This window comes from Burkholderia reimsis, from assembly GCF_003294055.1.
Lineage (GTDB): Bacteria > Pseudomonadota > Gammaproteobacteria > Burkholderiales > Burkholderiaceae > Burkholderia > Burkholderia cepacia.
This window is the reverse complement of the sequence record NZ_QMFZ01000008.1, coordinates 189829-205562: the sequence shown is the minus strand read 5'-3', so window position 1 is coordinate 205562 and position 15734 is coordinate 189829. Positions and strand designations below refer to the sequence as shown.

The 15734-nt window shown below is 69.2% G+C and carries 16 protein-coding genes; 7 read left to right on the top strand and 9 right to left on the bottom strand.

Annotated elements, in window-relative coordinates:
• The first annotated feature begins 115 nt into the window (after positions 1 to 115).
• Positions 116 to 1894 carry a PglL family O-oligosaccharyltransferase gene (locus tag DPV79_RS12735; RefSeq protein WP_113045559.1) on the top strand — a complete coding sequence of 593 codons (1779 nt, stop codon included), beginning with the start codon at positions 116 to 118 and terminating at the stop codon, positions 1892 to 1894.
• A gap of 452 nt (positions 1895 to 2346) precedes the next feature.
• On the top strand, positions 2347 to 2697 hold the full coding sequence (locus DPV79_RS12730; protein ID WP_048025009.1) for a TonB family protein: 351 nt from the start codon (positions 2347 to 2349) through the stop codon (positions 2695 to 2697).
• A 126-nt stretch (positions 2698 to 2823) separates the two neighbouring features.
• Here the strand turns inward: DPV79_RS12730 and DPV79_RS12725 are convergent, their stop codons facing one another.
• Together DPV79_RS12725 and moaC are read right to left on the bottom strand one after the other, a co-directional pair.
• Positions 2824 to 4029, bottom strand: coding sequence for a hypothetical protein (locus tag DPV79_RS12725; protein WP_113045558.1), 1206 nt, complete (start codon positions 4027 to 4029; stop codon positions 2824 to 2826).
• 90 nt (positions 4030 to 4119) lie between these two features.
• Positions 4120 to 4608, bottom strand: coding sequence for a cyclic pyranopterin monophosphate synthase MoaC (gene moaC, locus DPV79_RS12720; RefSeq protein ID WP_021160201.1), 489 nt, complete (start codon positions 4606 to 4608; stop codon positions 4120 to 4122).
• Between the two features lie 273 nt (positions 4609 to 4881).
• On the opposite strand from moaC, the gene DPV79_RS12715 reads away from it, so the two are divergent.
• Positions 4882 to 6576 carry a M48 family metalloprotease gene (locus DPV79_RS12715; protein WP_113045557.1) on the top strand — a complete coding sequence of 565 codons (1695 nt, stop codon included), beginning with the start codon at positions 4882 to 4884 and terminating at the stop codon, positions 6574 to 6576.
• Positions 6577 to 6615: 39 nt separating this feature from the next.
• On the opposite strand, the gene DPV79_RS12710 is transcribed toward DPV79_RS12715, so the two are convergent.
• From DPV79_RS12710 to DPV79_RS12685, 6 genes are all read right to left on the bottom strand, one after another.
• Positions 6616 to 7203: a DUF2946 family protein gene (locus tag DPV79_RS12710; RefSeq protein WP_027789222.1), complete on the bottom strand. Its 588-nt coding sequence runs from the start codon at positions 7201 to 7203 to the stop codon at positions 6616 to 6618.
• The gene (locus tag DPV79_RS12705; protein WP_021163738.1) at positions 7196 to 8233 is read right to left on the bottom strand and encodes a hydrolase; all 1038 of its coding nucleotides are present in this window, start codon (positions 8231 to 8233) and stop codon (positions 7196 to 7198) included. The genes DPV79_RS12710 and DPV79_RS12705 overlap by 8 nt, the downstream gene beginning before the upstream one ends.
• Positions 8234 to 8266: 33 nt before the next feature.
• A complete protein-coding gene (locus DPV79_RS12700) occupies positions 8267 to 8713 on the bottom strand; it encodes a nuclear transport factor 2 family protein (protein WP_006749968.1) in 447 nt (148 codons plus the stop codon).
• A gap of 115 nt (positions 8714 to 8828) precedes the next feature.
• Positions 8829 to 9866, bottom strand: coding sequence for a lipopolysaccharide heptosyltransferase II (waaF, locus tag DPV79_RS12695; protein WP_027785312.1), 1038 nt, complete (start codon positions 9864 to 9866; stop codon positions 8829 to 8831).
• 146 nt (positions 9867 to 10012) lie between these two features.
• Positions 10013 to 10207: a zinc-finger domain-containing protein gene (locus DPV79_RS12690; RefSeq protein WP_006749970.1), complete on the bottom strand. Its 195-nt coding sequence runs from the start codon at positions 10205 to 10207 to the stop codon at positions 10013 to 10015.
• 52 nt (positions 10208 to 10259) lie between these two features.
• Positions 10260 to 11183 carry a branched-chain amino acid transaminase gene (locus tag DPV79_RS12685; protein ID WP_011353071.1) on the bottom strand — a complete coding sequence of 308 codons (924 nt, stop codon included), beginning with the start codon at positions 11181 to 11183 and terminating at the stop codon, positions 10260 to 10262.
• Between the two features lie 205 nt (positions 11184 to 11388).
• On the opposite strand from DPV79_RS12685, the gene DPV79_RS12680 reads away from it, so the two are divergent.
• From DPV79_RS12680 to DPV79_RS12670, 3 genes are all read left to right on the top strand, one after another.
• Positions 11389 to 12144: an AzlC family ABC transporter permease gene (locus tag DPV79_RS12680; RefSeq protein ID WP_059495379.1), complete on the top strand. Its 756-nt coding sequence runs from the start codon at positions 11389 to 11391 to the stop codon at positions 12142 to 12144.
• Positions 12141 to 12464 carry an AzlD domain-containing protein gene (locus DPV79_RS12675; protein WP_021163740.1) on the top strand — a complete coding sequence of 108 codons (324 nt, stop codon included), beginning with the start codon at positions 12141 to 12143 and terminating at the stop codon, positions 12462 to 12464. Before DPV79_RS12680 ends, DPV79_RS12675 begins: the two co-directional genes overlap by 4 nt.
• A gap of 280 nt (positions 12465 to 12744) precedes the next feature.
• Positions 12745 to 13941 (top strand): phosphoglycerate kinase, encoded by a 1197-nt coding sequence (locus tag DPV79_RS12670; protein WP_048024998.1) that lies wholly within the window; start codon positions 12745 to 12747, stop codon positions 13939 to 13941.
• 157 nt (positions 13942 to 14098) lie between these two features.
• On the opposite strand, the gene DPV79_RS43625 is transcribed toward DPV79_RS12670, so the two are convergent.
• The gene (locus DPV79_RS43625; protein ID WP_021164118.1) at positions 14099 to 14227 is read right to left on the bottom strand and encodes a hypothetical protein; all 129 of its coding nucleotides are present in this window, start codon (positions 14225 to 14227) and stop codon (positions 14099 to 14101) included.
• Here DPV79_RS43625 and pyk point away from each other — a divergent pair.
• The gene (gene pyk / locus DPV79_RS12665) at positions 14226 to 15662 is read left to right on the top strand and encodes a pyruvate kinase (RefSeq protein WP_021164117.1); all 1437 of its coding nucleotides are present in this window, start codon (positions 14226 to 14228) and stop codon (positions 15660 to 15662) included. The genes DPV79_RS43625 and pyk overlap by 2 nt on opposite strands.
• The last annotated feature ends 72 nt before the right edge of the window (positions 15663 to 15734 follow it).

Below are 15734 nucleotides of genomic sequence, written 5' to 3'. Positions count from 1 at the left end.
GCCGCCGCTTCGGTCGGCCAGGGCGGCCGCGCCGCGCCGGGGCGCGGCGCGAAGGCCCCGCACAGAGGGGGGAAAGTTTTGTATAGTGCGCCGGTTGCTGACATCCGGTTCGCTCATGCCTTCTACTTTTTCCCGTTCGTTGCCGCTCGTTGCGCTGGCTGTCGCCCTGATCGTGCCGTACGCGATCACGAATCACACGTATCCGATCCCGACCTTCTATTCCGAGTTTTCCGCGCTGGTGCTGTATCTGCTGGTGGGGGTGTCCGTCGTGCTGCTCGCGCGCACCGGTCGCCCGGCCGAACCGTTCGCCGCACCGGCCGCGTTCGTTGCGCCGCTCGGGTTCGCGGCGGTGCTCATCGCGCAGGTCGCGCTGATCCCGCTCAAGGTGCCGTCGATGAACTGGCTCGCGGTCGGCTATCTCGCCGCCGCGCTGGTCGCGATGCAGGCAGGCTTTACGCTCGCGCGCGACGGGCTGGCCGAGGCCGTGTCGCGGATGATGGCCGGCGCGCTGCTCGTCGGTGGCGTGTTCGCGGTCGGCACCCAGATCGTGCAGTTGTTCCACCTCGAGTCGGCGCTGTCGCCGTTCGTCGTGGTGTACAACGTCGCGGTCGATCGCCGCCCGTACGGCAACATGGCGCAGGCGAACCATCTGGCCAGCTACATCGCGTTCGCGCTTGCGGGCGCGCTGTATCTCGTGCAGACGCGCCGGCTCGCGGTATGGGCGTGGCTCGCGCTGTCGCTCGTGCTGTCGGTCGGTCTTGCGCTGACGGTGTCGCGCGGGCCGTGGCTGCAGGTCGCGGTGATGGTCGTCGCGGGCTTCTGGATGGCGTGGCTCGAATCGCGCCGCGCGCCGGGCAATGCGCGCGCGTGGCTGATCCCGGTCGTGCTCGCGGTGGCGTTCATCGCGGTGAACGTCGCGGTGCGCTGGGCCAACGTGCACTATCACCTGAACCTCGCGGAATCCGCGGCCGACCGGATGCGTGACGCCGGGCAGATCGCGCCGCGCCTCGCGCTGTGGAGGTACGGGCTCGCGATGTTCCGCGAGCACCCGCTGCTCGGCGTCGGCTGGGGCGAGTTCCCGTCACACCAGTTCGCGCTCGTGCGCTCGCTGGGCGGCGTCGAGATCGCGAACAACTCGCACGACATCTTCATCGACCTGCTCGCGAAGTCCGGCCTCGTCGGCCTGGGCGTGCTCGTCGTTGCGCTGGTGACGTGGTTCGTGCGTGCGGTGCGCGCGCCGCAGTCGAGCATGCGCGTGTTCGGCTTCGCGCTGATCGGCATCCTGCTGATGCATGCGCTGGTCGAGTATCCGCAGCAGTACATGTTCTTCCTGTTGCCGGCGATGTTCGTGATCGGGCTGCTCGACGTGAAGCCGCTGCGTTTCCTGCCGGGGCGCGCAGCCTTCGGGCTGTTCGCGGTGCTGTCGGTCGGCGGCGTGCTGGCGGCGGTGCCCGTGCTGCGCGACTACCAGCGCGCGGAAGTGCTGTATTACGGCAGCGATCCGGCCGCGCAATACCGCGACGCGCCGTCGTTGCTGTTCGGCGCCTGGGGCGAGTACGGCGCGGCCACGCTGCTCCCGATTTCGGCGGACGACCTGCCGGCCAAGCTCGCCGCGCACGAGCGCGCGATCGCGCTGCTGCCCGGCGAAACGGTGCTGCGCCGCTATGCGGTGCTGCAGGCACTGGCCGGCCGCGAAGCCGACGCGCTCGACACCGTCGCGCGCCTGCACGTCTTCGCCAAGGAGCTGAAGGACTGGCCGCAACAGCTGGCGGCGCTGTACAAGCTGTGCGACCAGCAGCCGGCGCTGAAGACGTTCAAGGCGGCGGTCGTCGCGAAATACGGCGAAGTTCCGGCCGACGCGGCCGACGACGAGGACGACGACGATTCGGATTGATACGCGCGGCCTCTGCCGGAACGGGGAATGCCGGCAGGGGCCGTGCCGTGCGGGAGCAGCGGCGCGTGCCGAACGCAACCGCGCGGTGTGAACCGGGCGAATCCGGCGCGTATCGATTACCTCGTGGATTGCGCGGATTCCGGCTGAAGGCGCGGCGATTCGCGTCAACCATTGTCAAATCGCCGCCGCTCGCCGGGCGGCGCGTGCACAATGCGCGAAAGCGCTCGCGTGCCGGCCCGTGTGAGGCAGGAGCGGCGCGAACACCGGCAACACCGGGCTACCCGGGAAGTCCGCCACGCAGGATCGCGGCCGAGCATCGATCGGCCGTGCGGCCGTAACGGGGCGCCGGTCCGATGGCCGCGGCGCGGTGTGACGCATGCGATGCGGCCGGGCGATGTTCCCCGGCGCGCGGCGCGTTCGTCCGCAACAGTGCTGAAGAACGATATTCGACCATGGCTATTCGCTCGACCTACCTGATCCTGCCCGCCGTCGCGATGCTGTTTTCCGGCTGCGCGATGCTGTCGTCGTCGCAGGAAAGCAAGCTGACCTGCCACATCCCCCGCGCCGTTTATCCGGATACCGCGAAGCCGCTCACGCGCCAGGCGACCGTGCTCGTGCGTGCGCTGATGACGACGTCCGGCGAAGCGCAGAACGTCACCGTGACGACGAGCAGCCGTAATGCGGCGGCCGATCGCGCGGCCGCCGACGCGATGACGCACGCAACCTGCGTGCAGACGGGCGCGACCGCGAATCCGTTCCTGCTGACCCAACCGTTCGTGTTCGAGCCGCAGCGCGGCAAGTGATGCGCGGGCGGCGCGGCGTGGCGTGCGTGCCGGTTGCCGTCCGGTATGGTCTCCTGCCGGCCCCTTCGTGGCGCACGCCCGCCGAAAGTCGCCACGCGCGGCCGTCGGGCCGCGCGTGCCCGACGTTCAGTGCCGCGGCATCAGGTTCGCGCCACGGCAAGCCGGCTCGGCCGCCGTGCTCAGCCCGAGCAGCGTGAAACCGTTGCGTTCCTGGCGTATCTGCGCATAGTGCCGCGCAACCGTTTCCCCGTTATCGCCCGTCAGATCGAGTTCGACCTGAAAGCGGTCCTTGCTGTCCGAGCAACTGCGCACCGGGCCGTACTCGAACCCGGTGCCGGGTGCCTTGCGGGCCTTGTCGAACGCCTGCCGGCCCTTTAGCGCGGCAGCCGCGGCGGCGGGTTCGCTCCATTCGCGCGCCTGCGCATCGTTCACATTCAGCCATTCGTCGACGAAATCGCGGCCGTTGAGCGCGACGGGTTGTACGCGCTGCACGGTGCCGCCGTCGACGCGATAGCGGAAGACGCCTGGCCGCGTCAACAGTTCGCTGTCCATCGAGCTGACCGTCGCGCGCACCTCGAAGCCGTCGGGGCGCACCTTGAACCGGATCGGGTTTTCGTCGAGCACGTAGCTGTTCTCTGCATGGAACAGCACGCGTTGCGCGGTCGGGCCGTTGGCCGGTGCGACCACATCCGCGGCGAACTGGCTCCAGCGCGACGCGCACCACGGCGTGCCGTGGACGACCGCGACCTGCCCGCCGGGCAGCGCCGAGAACCAGAAACCGCCGCCGTATGCGCCGCCGATGTCCTTGTAGTCGTCGGCCTGCCAGCGCAGCACGCGCCGCCAGCCGCCGTTTTCCCATGCGTAGGCGGTCAGCAGGTTGTCATCGCCGCATGCGATGTCGAAGCCGGCGCGCACGAAGAGCAACGGGCGGGACGTGCCGCCGCGTTCGACGTCGACGTCCGGATTGCGGCCGAACGCCGATTCGCCGTCTTTCGGCTGGACGGGCCGGGCCGGCACGCCGAGCGCGGCTGCGAGCGTGCGTTTCAGCGCGGCCGGGTCGACCTGTTCGTCACTGCAGGCGAGCCGCGCATCGATCGCGCCGGCGAGCGCCTGCTTGTACGTACGCAGCGCGTCGCGCAGCGGCGGCGAAATCTCGACGCCGGGCCCGTCGCTCGGCGGATTGCGGACCTGCTGTACACGGTGTTGCGCGTCGATGGCCGCGCGTGCGGCGGTGTCGGCGGCGGGGCAGGCGCCGGCGGCCGATGCGGCGGCCGGCAGCAGGAGGAGCGCGCACAGCAGCGGCGCGGCGCATTTCAGCGTGGGATTCTTCATGAATGAGGCGTTTTTCTGGTTTTTATCGTTCGAACGGGGCATCGCTACGGCCGGCGCTGCTCCGTGAGTGGCTGCTCTTACCGCTGGCGGTCAACCCGCGACGTCTTCGGCCTTCCAGTCTCCCGACTTCCCGCCGCGTTTCTCGCGCACGCTCACGTCGCTGATCACCATCCCGCGATCGACCGCCTTGCACATGTCGTAGACGGTCAGCAACCCGACCTGCACGGCGGTCAGCGCTTCCATCTCGACGCCGGTCCGGCCGAACGTCTCGACCTGCGCGACGCAGTGGACGCCCGGCAGCGTGTCGTCGAGCTCGAAATCGACGGCCACGCGCGTCAGCGCGAGCGGGTGGCACAGCGGGATGAGGTCGGCCGTGCGCTTGGCGCCCTGGATGGCCGCGATGCGCGCGACGCCGAGCACGTCGCCCTTCTTGGCCTTGCCGTCGCGGATCAGCGCGAACGTGGCCGGCAGCATCCGGATCGTGCCGCGCGCGATCGCGATGCGTTGGGTTTCCTGCTTGCCGCCGACGTCGACCATGTGCGCATGGCCGGCGGCGTCGAAATGGGTGAGTCCTGACATGTCATGCTCCAGTGGAACGGCGTGCTCGCACGAGCACGTCCGTCGATCCTGCTTCGCGATCGGGCAGCGCGCGGCATCCGAAACCGGCTCCCCGACCCGATGCAACGCTTCAACGGGCGCTTATCATAGCAGCGGCGTTCGCGTCGCCGGAGCGCAGATGGCGCCGGCGCGGCACGGGACAGTCATCGCGGCGCCGGTACAATGACCCGAATATTCAGACCAAACGCCGCGATGCGCGCCCGGCGCGCGGGACGGCGTCGTTTTCATCCTGCCATGCGTGTCAAACAGTTGCTTGCCGTGTCGCTGTCGATGGCGCTCGCATTGCCGCCGAGCGGCCATGCGCAGCGTGCGTCCGCACCGCCGCTCGAAGCGGCGGCCGACGGCGCCCGGTCGATTTCCACCGTGCCGTCCGGCATCGCGGCCGGCGTATTCGGTACGTACGGCGGCGCGGAGAGCCGGTTCTCCGACGCGGGCGGCGCATCGGCACCGGCCGCGAGCCTGCGCGCGCCGCTGCGCGCGCTCGAACTGCCCGACCTGGGCGACGGTTCCGGCGGTTCGCTGACGCCACAGGCCGAGCGCCGGCTCGGCGAGCGGGTGATGCGCGAAGTGCGGCGCGATCCCGACTACCTCGACGACTGGCTCGTGCGCGACTACCTGAATGCGATGGCGGCGCGTCTCGCGGCCGCGGCGGCCGCGCGCTTCATCGGCGGCTACACGCCGGACTTCGACCTGTTCCCGGTGCGCGATCCGCAGATCAACGCATTCTCGATGCCGGGCGGCTTCATCGGGATCAACAGCGGGCTCGTCGTCACGACGCAGACGGAGTCGGAGCTCGCGTCGGTGGTCGGCCACGAGATGGGGCACGTGCTGCAGCGGCACATCGCGCGGATGATCGGCGCGAACGAGAAGACCGGCTATACGGCGCTCGCGACGATGCTGCTCGGCGTGCTGGCCGGCGTGCTCGCGAGAAGCGGCGACCTCGGCAGCGCGATCGCGGTGGGCGGGCAGGCATACGCGGTGGACAACCAGCTGCGCTTCTCGCGTTCGGCCGAGCGGGAGGCCGATCGCGTCGGCTTCCAGTTGCTCGCGGGCGCGGGCTACGACCCGTACGGGATGCCGGGTTTCTTCGAGCGGCTCGATCGCGCGTCGATGGGCGATGCGGGCGTGCCCGCGTATGCGCGCACGCACCCGCTGACCGGCGAGCGGATTGCCGACATGGAGGATCGCGCGCGCCGCGCGCCGTACCGGCAGCCGCGCCAGTCGCCCGAATACGGGTTCGTGCGCGCGCGGCTGCGGGTCCTGCAGAACCGCGTGCCGACCGACATCGCGGCCGAAGCGCGCCGGATGCAGTCCGAGATCGACGATCGCACGGCGCCGAACGTCGCGGCGAACTGGTACGGCATCGCGCTCGCGAACGCGCAGCTCGGCGAGTACGACGCGGCCGGCAAGGCGCTCGCGTCGGCGCGCACCGCGTTCGACGCGCGCGAGCGGCGCGAGGACGATCCGGCGACGAGTTCGCCGAGCCTCGACGTGCTGGCCGCCGACATCGCGCGCCGTGCGGGGCGCACCGACGAAGCGGTGCGGCTCGCGGCGCTCGCGCAGCGGCGCTGGCCGGCGTCGCACGCGGCGATCGTCGGGCATCTTCAGGCGCTGATCGCGGCGCGTCGTTTCGCCGACGCGCAGGCGCAGGCGCGCGCGCAGGCGAAGGCCGACCCCGAGCAGCCGGACTGGTGGGACTATCTCGCGAAGGCGAGCGACGGCAAGGGCGACGTGCTGGCGCGGCGCCGCGCGCTCGCGGAGAAGCTTGCGCTCGACGGCGCGTGGCCGTCTGCGATTCGTCAGTTGAAGGAAGCGCGCGACGCGAAAGATGTCTCGTTCTACGAGCAGTCGATGATCGGCGCGCGGCTGCTGGAATTCGAGGCGCGCTACAAGGAAGAGCGTGAAGACGAGAAGAACGGCCGCGGTTAGCGTCCGGCGCGCGCCGGGCGCGCGCGAAGCCGCTGCGGGTCAGGCGTCGCCGCCGGCCGCGTCGCGGGCCTGTCGTGCCGGGCTGGCGACGTAGCCGAACCGCGCAGGCACGTCCGCGCAGACGATGCTGCCGAGCGGCAGCGTGCGGCCGTCGCGCCAGCGCAGTACCGGCGGTGCGGCGTCGAAATCCGCGTGATCGGCGAACAGCCCGAGATCGTGGTCGTGCAGCGCCGCGATGCGCGGCGCCGTGCCGGCCGAGCGAAACAGCACGCCGCCCGCGTCGTCGAGCCAGGCTTCGTCCGGTTCGAACGGCGTACCGGTCTGGTCGGTGAGCGCGAGTTGCCCGTCGCGTTCGGCCAGGCGGACGACCCACGGCGTATAGGCAAGCTCGACGTACACGCGCTGCGGCCCGTTCTGGAAGAACCACTGGCCCTGCGCGTCGCATTCGTAGTTGCGGCCGATGAACGCGTTCAGCGCCGCATGCCGGATCGGCGAGCCGAGCTCGCCGGCCGCCTGGGCCGCGTCGTCGCGCAGCCGCCATTCGCCGCGCCGGTCGAGCAGCAGCCAGCCGGTACAGTGCGGCACGTTCGGCCATTTGGCGAGGGCCTGCCTGACGATGTCATCCATGGTCGACGAATTTGGAGCAATAGCCGAACACCCGCGCCGACAGCCAGTCGAGACGGCCGGGGAACGGCCCGGTCATGAATCCCGCGTGTCCGCCGTCCGCGGGCTGGTCGAGCTCGACGGCCGGCGATACGTCGGCCGGGCCGGGCAGCGCGGATTCGGGCAGGAACGGGTCGTTGCGGGCGTTGAGGATCAGCGTCGGCACGTCGATCTCCGGCAGCAGCGGCCGGGTCGTCGCCTTCGTCCAGTAGTCGTCCGCGTTCGCGAAACCGTGCAGCGGGGCGGTCACGACCTCGTCGAAGTCGCGCATCGTCACGGCCTGCAGCATCGCTTCACGGTCGAACAACCCCGGATACTGGTCGAGCTTCGCGAGTGCCTTGCGCTTGAGCGTCTTCAGGAAGCTGCGCGTGTAGACCATCGCGAAGCCTTGCGACAGCGCGCGCCCGCCCGCGTGCACGTCGATCGGCGTCGAGATCGCGGCGGCGGCCCGCAGGATCGACGTGTCGCTGCGATGCTCGCCGAGCCAGCGCAGCAGCACGTTGCCGCCGAGCGACACGCCGGCCGCAACCAGCGGCCCGCGATGCTGCGTGGCGAGCCGGCGCAGGATCCAGTCGACTTCGGCGCTGTCGGCGAGATGGTAGAAGCGCGGCTGGCGGTTGATCTCGCCGCTGCAACTGCGAAAGTGCGGGACGACCGCGTGCCAGCCCTTCGCGCGCGCGGCGGCCATCATCGCGAGCGCGTAGTGCGAGCCCGAGCTGCCTTCGAGGCCGTGGAACAGCACGAACAGCGGCGCATCGGGCGGCGGCGCCGCGCTGTCGAGATGCGCGACCCAGTCGAGATCGATGAAATCGTGGTCGGGGGTTTCCCATCGCTCTCGTCGGTAAGCGACGGCCGGGCGCCGCGCGAACAGCGCGGGCACGATGGTCTGGGCATGGCTGTTCGGCAGCCAGCGCGGTGCGCGATAGCGCGATGAATCGTCGTTGGGGGCCGGGGCCCCGGTCAGCGGCGAGGTGGGCGGAGAAGCCGTACTCATGATCGCCCCGCTAATGCGTTGCTTCGTTCTTCGTCAGTGCAGCGGACCCTGCCCGTGACGGATCTTCGCGGCGAATTGTCCGGCCGCCTGTTCGGGAATCGGGCTCGCGTGAATATGCGCGATGCGCCACTCGCCGCGCTCGTGAATCATCACGTACGTGGCGAACACCATGTCGGGTTCGGCCGTCAGGTCGGCCTGCTGATGCGCTTCGGCGATCGTATAGACGACCGTGCCGAGGCTGTCGTACACACGGATGTCGAGCGGCTCGATCGTCACGGGGCGTGTGGCGAGCCGGTTGGCGAGCCCGCTGCGGATCTGGTCGAGGCCGTGCAGATGCTCGCCGTCCGCCCATACGCAGCTGGCGAAATCCTCGTCGATCCACAATCCCAGCAGCGCGTCGAGATTGGCATCGGCGACGGCCTGGTAGTAGGCATTCAGCGTATCGGCGGCGGCTTCGAAGAGGCGGGCAAAACGTGGCATCGGGGTTATCTCTCGCGCGCGTCGCGCGCCGTATTCAGCACGGCGGCCCGGATGGAGCCGCCGTACACCGGTGAATCGGATTGCCCGGCGCGTCGTGCGACGCTGCCGGCCAGGGTCAGCGTTGCCCGACGAGCATGCCGCGCAAATCGCCGAATACCTGCTCGGGACCGAGTTCGCGCAGGCACTTCAGGTGGCCGAGCGGGCACTCGCGTTCGAAGCAGGGACTGCATTCGAGATGAAGCCATTGTACCTTCGCCAGGTCCGACAGCGGAGGGGTGTGGCGCGGATCCGTCGAGCCGTACAGCGCGACGAGCGGCCGGCGCAGCGCGGCGGCGACGTGCATCAGCCCCGAATCGTTGGTGACCACCGCGTTCGCGCGCGCGATCAGCGCGCATGCCTCCGACAGCGATGTCTGCCCGCACAGGTTGCGCACGTTCGGCGCGTGGTCGGCGATCGCCTGCGCGGCCGCGGCGTCCTTCTGCGAGCCGAGCGCGACGATCTGCGTGTACGGGAACGACTGGTGGACGATGGTGGCGAGCGACGCGAAGTGCTCGGGCGGCCAGCGCTTGGCCGGGCCGTATTCCGCGCCGGGGCAGAACACGACGAGCGGCTTGCGGGTGTCGAGGTTGAAGCGCGCGGACACGCGCGCCGTCTCGTTCAGGTCCGCGTCGAGGCGCGGCGCGGGCAGCGTCTTCATCGACTCGGGCAGCTTCGCGCCCGGCGCGTACGCAAGCGCCGCGTAGTGGGTCGTCATCGGCGGCCGCTCGCCCGACTTGGTCGGATTCGCGTGCCGCACGTTCAGCAGCCCGTAGCGGTGCTCGCCCGTGTAGCCGATCCGCAGCGGGATGTTCGCGAGCCACGGGATCACCGCGGACTTCAGCGAATTCGGCAGCACGTACGCCGCGTCGTAGCCGACGTCGCGCAGGTCGCTCGCGAGCTGCCAGCGGCGCAGCAGCTGCAGCTTGCCGTGCGCGAGATCGGTCGCGTAGACATCGTGGATCTCGGGCATCCGCTCGAGCACGGGCGCGACCCACGAGGGCGCGACGGCATCGATCGCGATGCGGGGATGGAGTTTCTTCAGCAGCGCAAAAAGCGGCTGCGCCATCAATGCGTCACCGATCCAGTTCGGTGCGATAACCAGCGCTCGACGCATCAGGTCGACTTCCGATGTCTTGATGAAGCGCGGCGCCCAGGCGCCGCGTTCGGGTTGCCAGAATGGAGAACGGCGGCGCGCCGGAAGCCCGGCTGCGCCGCCTTGGGTCGGCGGGCCTGCAAGCCTGCAGGCCCGGCCGCCGGGGCTCAGTGGCCCTTGACGACCTCGCCGTCGCGCAGCTTGTAGCGCGTGCCGCAGTACGGGCAGCGTGCTTCGCCGTGCGAGACGTCGATGAAGACGCGCGGGTGCGCGCTCCAGCGCGCCATGGCCGGGTTCGGGCAGTACGCGGGAAGATCCTTGGCCGTCAGCTCGACCAGCGGCATTTCCTTGATTTCACTCATGAGACTTTCTCTTATCACTCTTTTGTGGGGCGGTCGGTGGCGCGGGGCGCGCTCAGACCTTCGTCAGCCAGTGCGCGTACTTCGCGTTCTTGCCCGACACGATATCGAAAAACGCCGACTGGAGCTTTTCCGTGACGGGGCCGCGCGCGCCGCTGCCGATCGTGCGGTTGTCGAGCTCGCGGATCGGCGTGACTTCAGCGGCCGTGCCGGTGAAGAACGCCTCGTCGGCCGTGTAGACCTCGTCGCGCGTGATGCGCTTCTCGATCACCTCGATGCCGGCGTCCTTCGCGAGCGTGATGACCGTGTCGCGCGTGATGCCGTCGAGGCACGACGACAGGTCGGGCGTGTACAGCTTGCCGTTGTTCACGAGGAAGAAGTTTTCGCCGGAGCCTTCCGACACGTAGCCGTCGACGTCGAGCAGCAGCGCCTCGTCGTAGCCGTCGGCCGTTGCTTCCTGGTTCGCCAGGATCGAGTTCACGTACCAGCCCGACGCCTTCGCGCGGACCATCGACACGTTCACGTGGTGGCGCGTGAACGACGACGTCTTCACGCGGATGCCCTTCGCGAGGCCTTCCTCGCCGAGGTACGCGCCCCACGGCCATGCGGCGATCGCGACGTGGATCGTGTTGCCCTTCGCGGCCACGCCGAGCTTTTCCGAGCCGACCCAGATGATCGGGCGCAGGTAGCACGACTCGAGCTTGTTCTCGCGCACGACTTCCAGCTGCGCGGCTTCGAGCGTTTCCCGGTCGAACGGCACGTCCATCTGGAAGATCTTCGCCGAATTCAGCAGACGTTTCGTGTGCTCGTACAGGCGGAAGATCGCGGTGCTGCCGTCAGCCGACTTGTACGCGCGCACGCCCTCGAAGACACCCATGCCGTAGTGCAGCGTGTGGGTCAGGACGTGGATCTTGGCGTCGCGCCAGTCGATCAGCTTGCCGTCCATCCAGATCTTGCCGTCGCGGTCGGCCATTGACATAGGATTCTCCTGGGAAGCAGTTGTACAGCGGGTTGTATGCAGCGTTGAGCCGGAAAGACGCTTATTTTAGCGTCATTTGCCGGCGATCCGGTCGGTCGACACGGGGCCGGCGCTATAATCGCCCGGTACCGATTCCAATAACGACGGGTCGTACCGGCAGGAGGCGCCGGCGGCCCGACGAACCGCCCGCCGCGGCCCGCTTCCCATGCTCGCTCGATTGTCCGCCACCGACCGCTTCGCGCTGATCCAGGGCGCGCGCGACTATTCCCCGACGCTGATGGCGATTCTCTCGTGGGGGCTCGTCACCGGCATCGCGATGAGCAAGTCGGTCATGACACTCGCGCAGGCGAGCGCGATGTCGCTGCTGGTCTACGCAGGCTCGTCGCAACTCGCGGTGCTGCCGCTCCTCGCGGCGAAGCTGCCGATCTGGACCATCCTGCTCACGGCCGCGATGGTCAACACGCGCTTCGTGATCTTCAGCGCCGGGCTTGCGCCCCATTTTTCCTACCTGCCGCTGTGGCGGCGCCTGGCGATCGGCTATTTCAACGGCGACGTGATCTACCTGCTGTTCCAGAAACAGGGCTTCGCCTACGGTCATGTGCCCGGCAAGGAAGCGTATTTCTGGGGGATGGCGCTCGCGAGCTGGCTGTCGTGGCAGGTGTCGTCGCTCGCCGGCATCCTGCTCGCGAGCTTCTTCCCCGCGAGCTGGGGGCTGGAGCTGGCCGGCACGCTCGCGCTGATCCCGATCATGGTGTCGGCCGTCGCGAACCGCTCGACGCTCGCGGCCGTCGCGGTCGCGGGCATCGTGTCGCTGGTCGCGTTCGACCTGCCGTACCGGCTCGCGCTGCCGCTCGCGGTGCTTGCCGCGCTCGCGGCCGGCTGCACGGCCGACTTCTTCGTCGAACGGGCCGACTGGCGGCGCATCCGCACCGAAACCGTGCACGAGAAGGAGATCGAATGAGCGCGACGGAGATCTGGATCGTCATCATCGGGATGACGATCGTCACGGCGGTCACGCGCGCGCTGTTCCTGATCGGCGGCGAGCGCACCGTGCTGCCCGAACGCGCGCAGCGCGCGCTGCGCTATGCGCCGGCCGCCGCGCTCGTCGCCGTCGTGCTGCCCGACGTGCTCGAAACGCCGGCCGGGCTGTCGTTCGCGCTGTCCAACCATCCGTTCTACGCGGCGCTCGCCGGCCTCGGCTGGTTTTTGTGGCGCCGCAGCATGCTCGGCACGATCGTCGTCGGGATGCTCGTGTTCACCGCGCTGCGCGTGATCTTCTGATGAGCCGCCGTTCAGGCCCGCCGGGCTCCGGCCGCTCGCGCAGGTGCATTGCTGCGTTGCGGCAATGTGTCCGTTCCCGCGCGCGATCCCAAATAGGCGGAATTCGCCGCCGCACGGGTCAGTCTGCCAGGTGGATCGGCTAGAATGCCCGTTCGAGATTTTTTACCCGTGCGCGTCATGCGAACCGCCAGCCACGGCCGCATCCGGCGCCCTTTCGCGGCAGCCCGCGCACGTCCAGCGTGAACCCCCTTTCCCCATCCACTACTTCAATCTGTTCAACATGAGCCAAGTCAAGCGTCTTACCGACCTGATCGCCGCCGGCCAGCTCGCCGGCAAGCGGGTATTCATCCGCGCCGACCTGAACGTCCCGCAGGACGACCAGGGCAACATCACCGAGGACACGCGCGTGCGCGCGTCCGTGCCGGCCATCCAGGCCGCGCTCGACGCCGGCGCGGCCGTGATGGTCACGTCGCACCTGGGCCGCCCGACCGAAGGCGAATTCAAGCCGGAAGATTCGCTCGCGCCGGTCGCGAAGCGCCTCGCCGAGCTGCTCGGCCGTGACGTGCCGCTCGTCTCGAACTGGGTCGAGAACGGCGTGAACGTCGCGCCGGGGCAGGTCGTGCTGCTCGAGAACTGCCGCGTGAACAAGGGCGAGAAGAAGAATTCGGACGAGCTCGCGCAGAAGATGGCGAAGCTCTGCGACGTGTACGTGAACGACGCGTTCGGCACCGCGCACCGCGCGGAAGCGACCACGCACGGGATCGCGAAGTACGCGCCGGTCGCGTGCGCGGGCCCGCTGCTGGCCGCCGAACTCGACGCGCTCGGCAAGGCGCTCGGCAACCCGGCCCGTCCGCTGGTGGCGATCGTCGCCGGCTCGAAGGTGTCGACCAAGCTCACCATCCTGAAGTCGCTGGCCGGCAAGGTCGACCAGCTGATCGTCGGCGGCGGCATCGCGAACACGTTCATGCTCGCGGCCGGCCTGTCGATCGGCAAGTCGCTCGCGGAAGCCGACCTCGTCGCCGAGGCGAAGGCGATCATCGACGAAGCGCGCGAGCGCGGCGCGTCGGTGCCGATCCCGACCGACGTCGTGACGGCCAAGGAATTCTCGCCGACGGCCGTGGCCACGGTGAAGCAGGTCGCCGACATCGAAGCGGACGACATGATCCTCGACATCGGCCCCGATACGGCGAAGGCGCTCGCGAGCCAGCTCGAGAAGGCCGGCACGATCGTGTGGAACGGCCCGGTCGGCGTGTTCGAGTTCGACCAGTTCGGCAACGGCACCAGGACGCTCGCGGAAGCGATCGCCAAATCGTCCGCGTTCTCGATCGCGGGCGGCGGCGACACGCTCGCGGCCATCGCGAAGTACGGCATCCACGACCAGGTCAGCTACATCTCGACGGGCGGCGGCGCCTTCCTCGAGTTCCTCGAGGGGAAGAAGCTGCCGGCGGTGGAAGTGCTCGAAACGCGGGCGGCCTGAGCGTGGCGGCGCGCGCAGGGGTGACGAAGGCCGCGCGCTCCGCGAAAGCGGAGCAGCCGGCCGGCGCGGGCAAGCGCAAACGCGCGCCCGCGCGGGCGAACACCGCCCCGCGCGCACCGGCGGCCGCCGGCGACGCGGCCGAGCAGCACCACGAGATTCAGAACAAAGCGATGCCGGGCGCAAGCACCGGCACGCCCCCCGGAACGGCCGCCGCTGGGCCCGCCGCTTCCGGCTCTCGCAGCGTTTCACCCAGCGCATCCACCTTGATCCAGATGAGGAGTTTCATGCAGCGCGCCACCAAGATAGTCGCCACGATCGGCCCGGCTTCCAGTTCGCCGGAGATTCTGCTGCAGATGATGCAGGCGGGCCTCGACGTCGTGCGGCTCAATTTTTCGCACGGTACGGCCGACGATCACCGCCAGCGCGCCGAGATGGTGCGTGAGGCCGCCCGCAAGGTCGGCCGCGAGATCGCGATCATGGCCGACCTCCAGGGCCCGAAGATCCGCGTCGGCAAGTTCGAGAACGGCAAGACGACGCTGACGCCGGGGCAGCCCTTCATCCTCGATGCCGGTTGCGAGCTCGGCAACGACGAGCGCGTCGGGCTCGACTACAAGGAACTGCCGCGCGACCTGAAGCCGGGCGACCTGCTGCTGCTGAACGACGGCCTGATCGTGCTGACCGTCGAGCGCGTGCTCGGCGACGAGATCCACACGATCGTCAAGGTGGGCGGCGAGCTGTCGAACAACAAGGGCATCAACCGCCAGGGCGGCGGCCTGTCGGCCCCCGCGCTGACTGCGAAGGACATGGAAGACATCCGCACCGCGATGTCGCTTGGCGCGGACCTGGTGGCGGTGTCGTTCCCGAAGAACGCGACCGACATGGAAATGGCGCGCCAGCTCGCGAACATCGCGGGCGCGCCGTACGGCATCAAGCCGAAGATGATCGCGAAGATCGAGCGCGCGGAAGCGATTCCGGCGCTGCAGAGCATCCTCGACGCGTCCGACGGCATCATGGTCGCGCGCGGCGACCTCGCGGTGGAAGTGGGCAACGCGGCCGTGCCGGCGCTGCAGAAGCGCATGATCCGGATGGCGCGCGAGTCGAACAAGCTCGTGATCACCGCGACGCAGATGATGGAGTCGATGATCCACGCGCCCGTGCCGACCCGCGCGGAAGTGTCGGACGTCGCGAACGCGGTGCTCGACGGCACCGACGCGGTGATGCTGTCGGCCGAGACGGCTGCCGGCAAGTACCCGGTCGTCACGATCGAGACGATGGCGGCCGTGTGCGTCGAGGCGGAGAAGTCTGAAGAGGTCGAGCTCGACAAGGATTTCCTCGACCGTACGTTCACGCGGATCGACCAGTCGATCGCGATGGGCGCGCTGTTCACCGCGTACCACCTCGGCGCGAAGGCGATCATCGCGCTGACCGAATCGGGCGCGACCGCGCTGTGGATGTCGCGTCACTACACGCACGTGCCGATCTTCGCGCTGACGCCGCGCGTCGGCAGCGAGCGCACGATGGCGCTGTACCGCAACGTGACGCCGCTGCACGTCGACTTCAACAGCGACCGCGACTCGGCGCTGCAGGCGGCGCTCGAGATCGTCGTCAAGCAAGGCTACGTGCAGCACGGCGACATGGTCGTGCTGACCGTCGGCGAGCCGATGGGGCAGGCGGGCGGCACCAACACGCTGAAGATCGTGCGGGTCGGCGAGCACTATTGAGCACCGACTGAGCATCGCGGCGGCCAGTGCGCCGGCCGCCCGGATCGACTGAAAAATCGATCCGGCACCGTT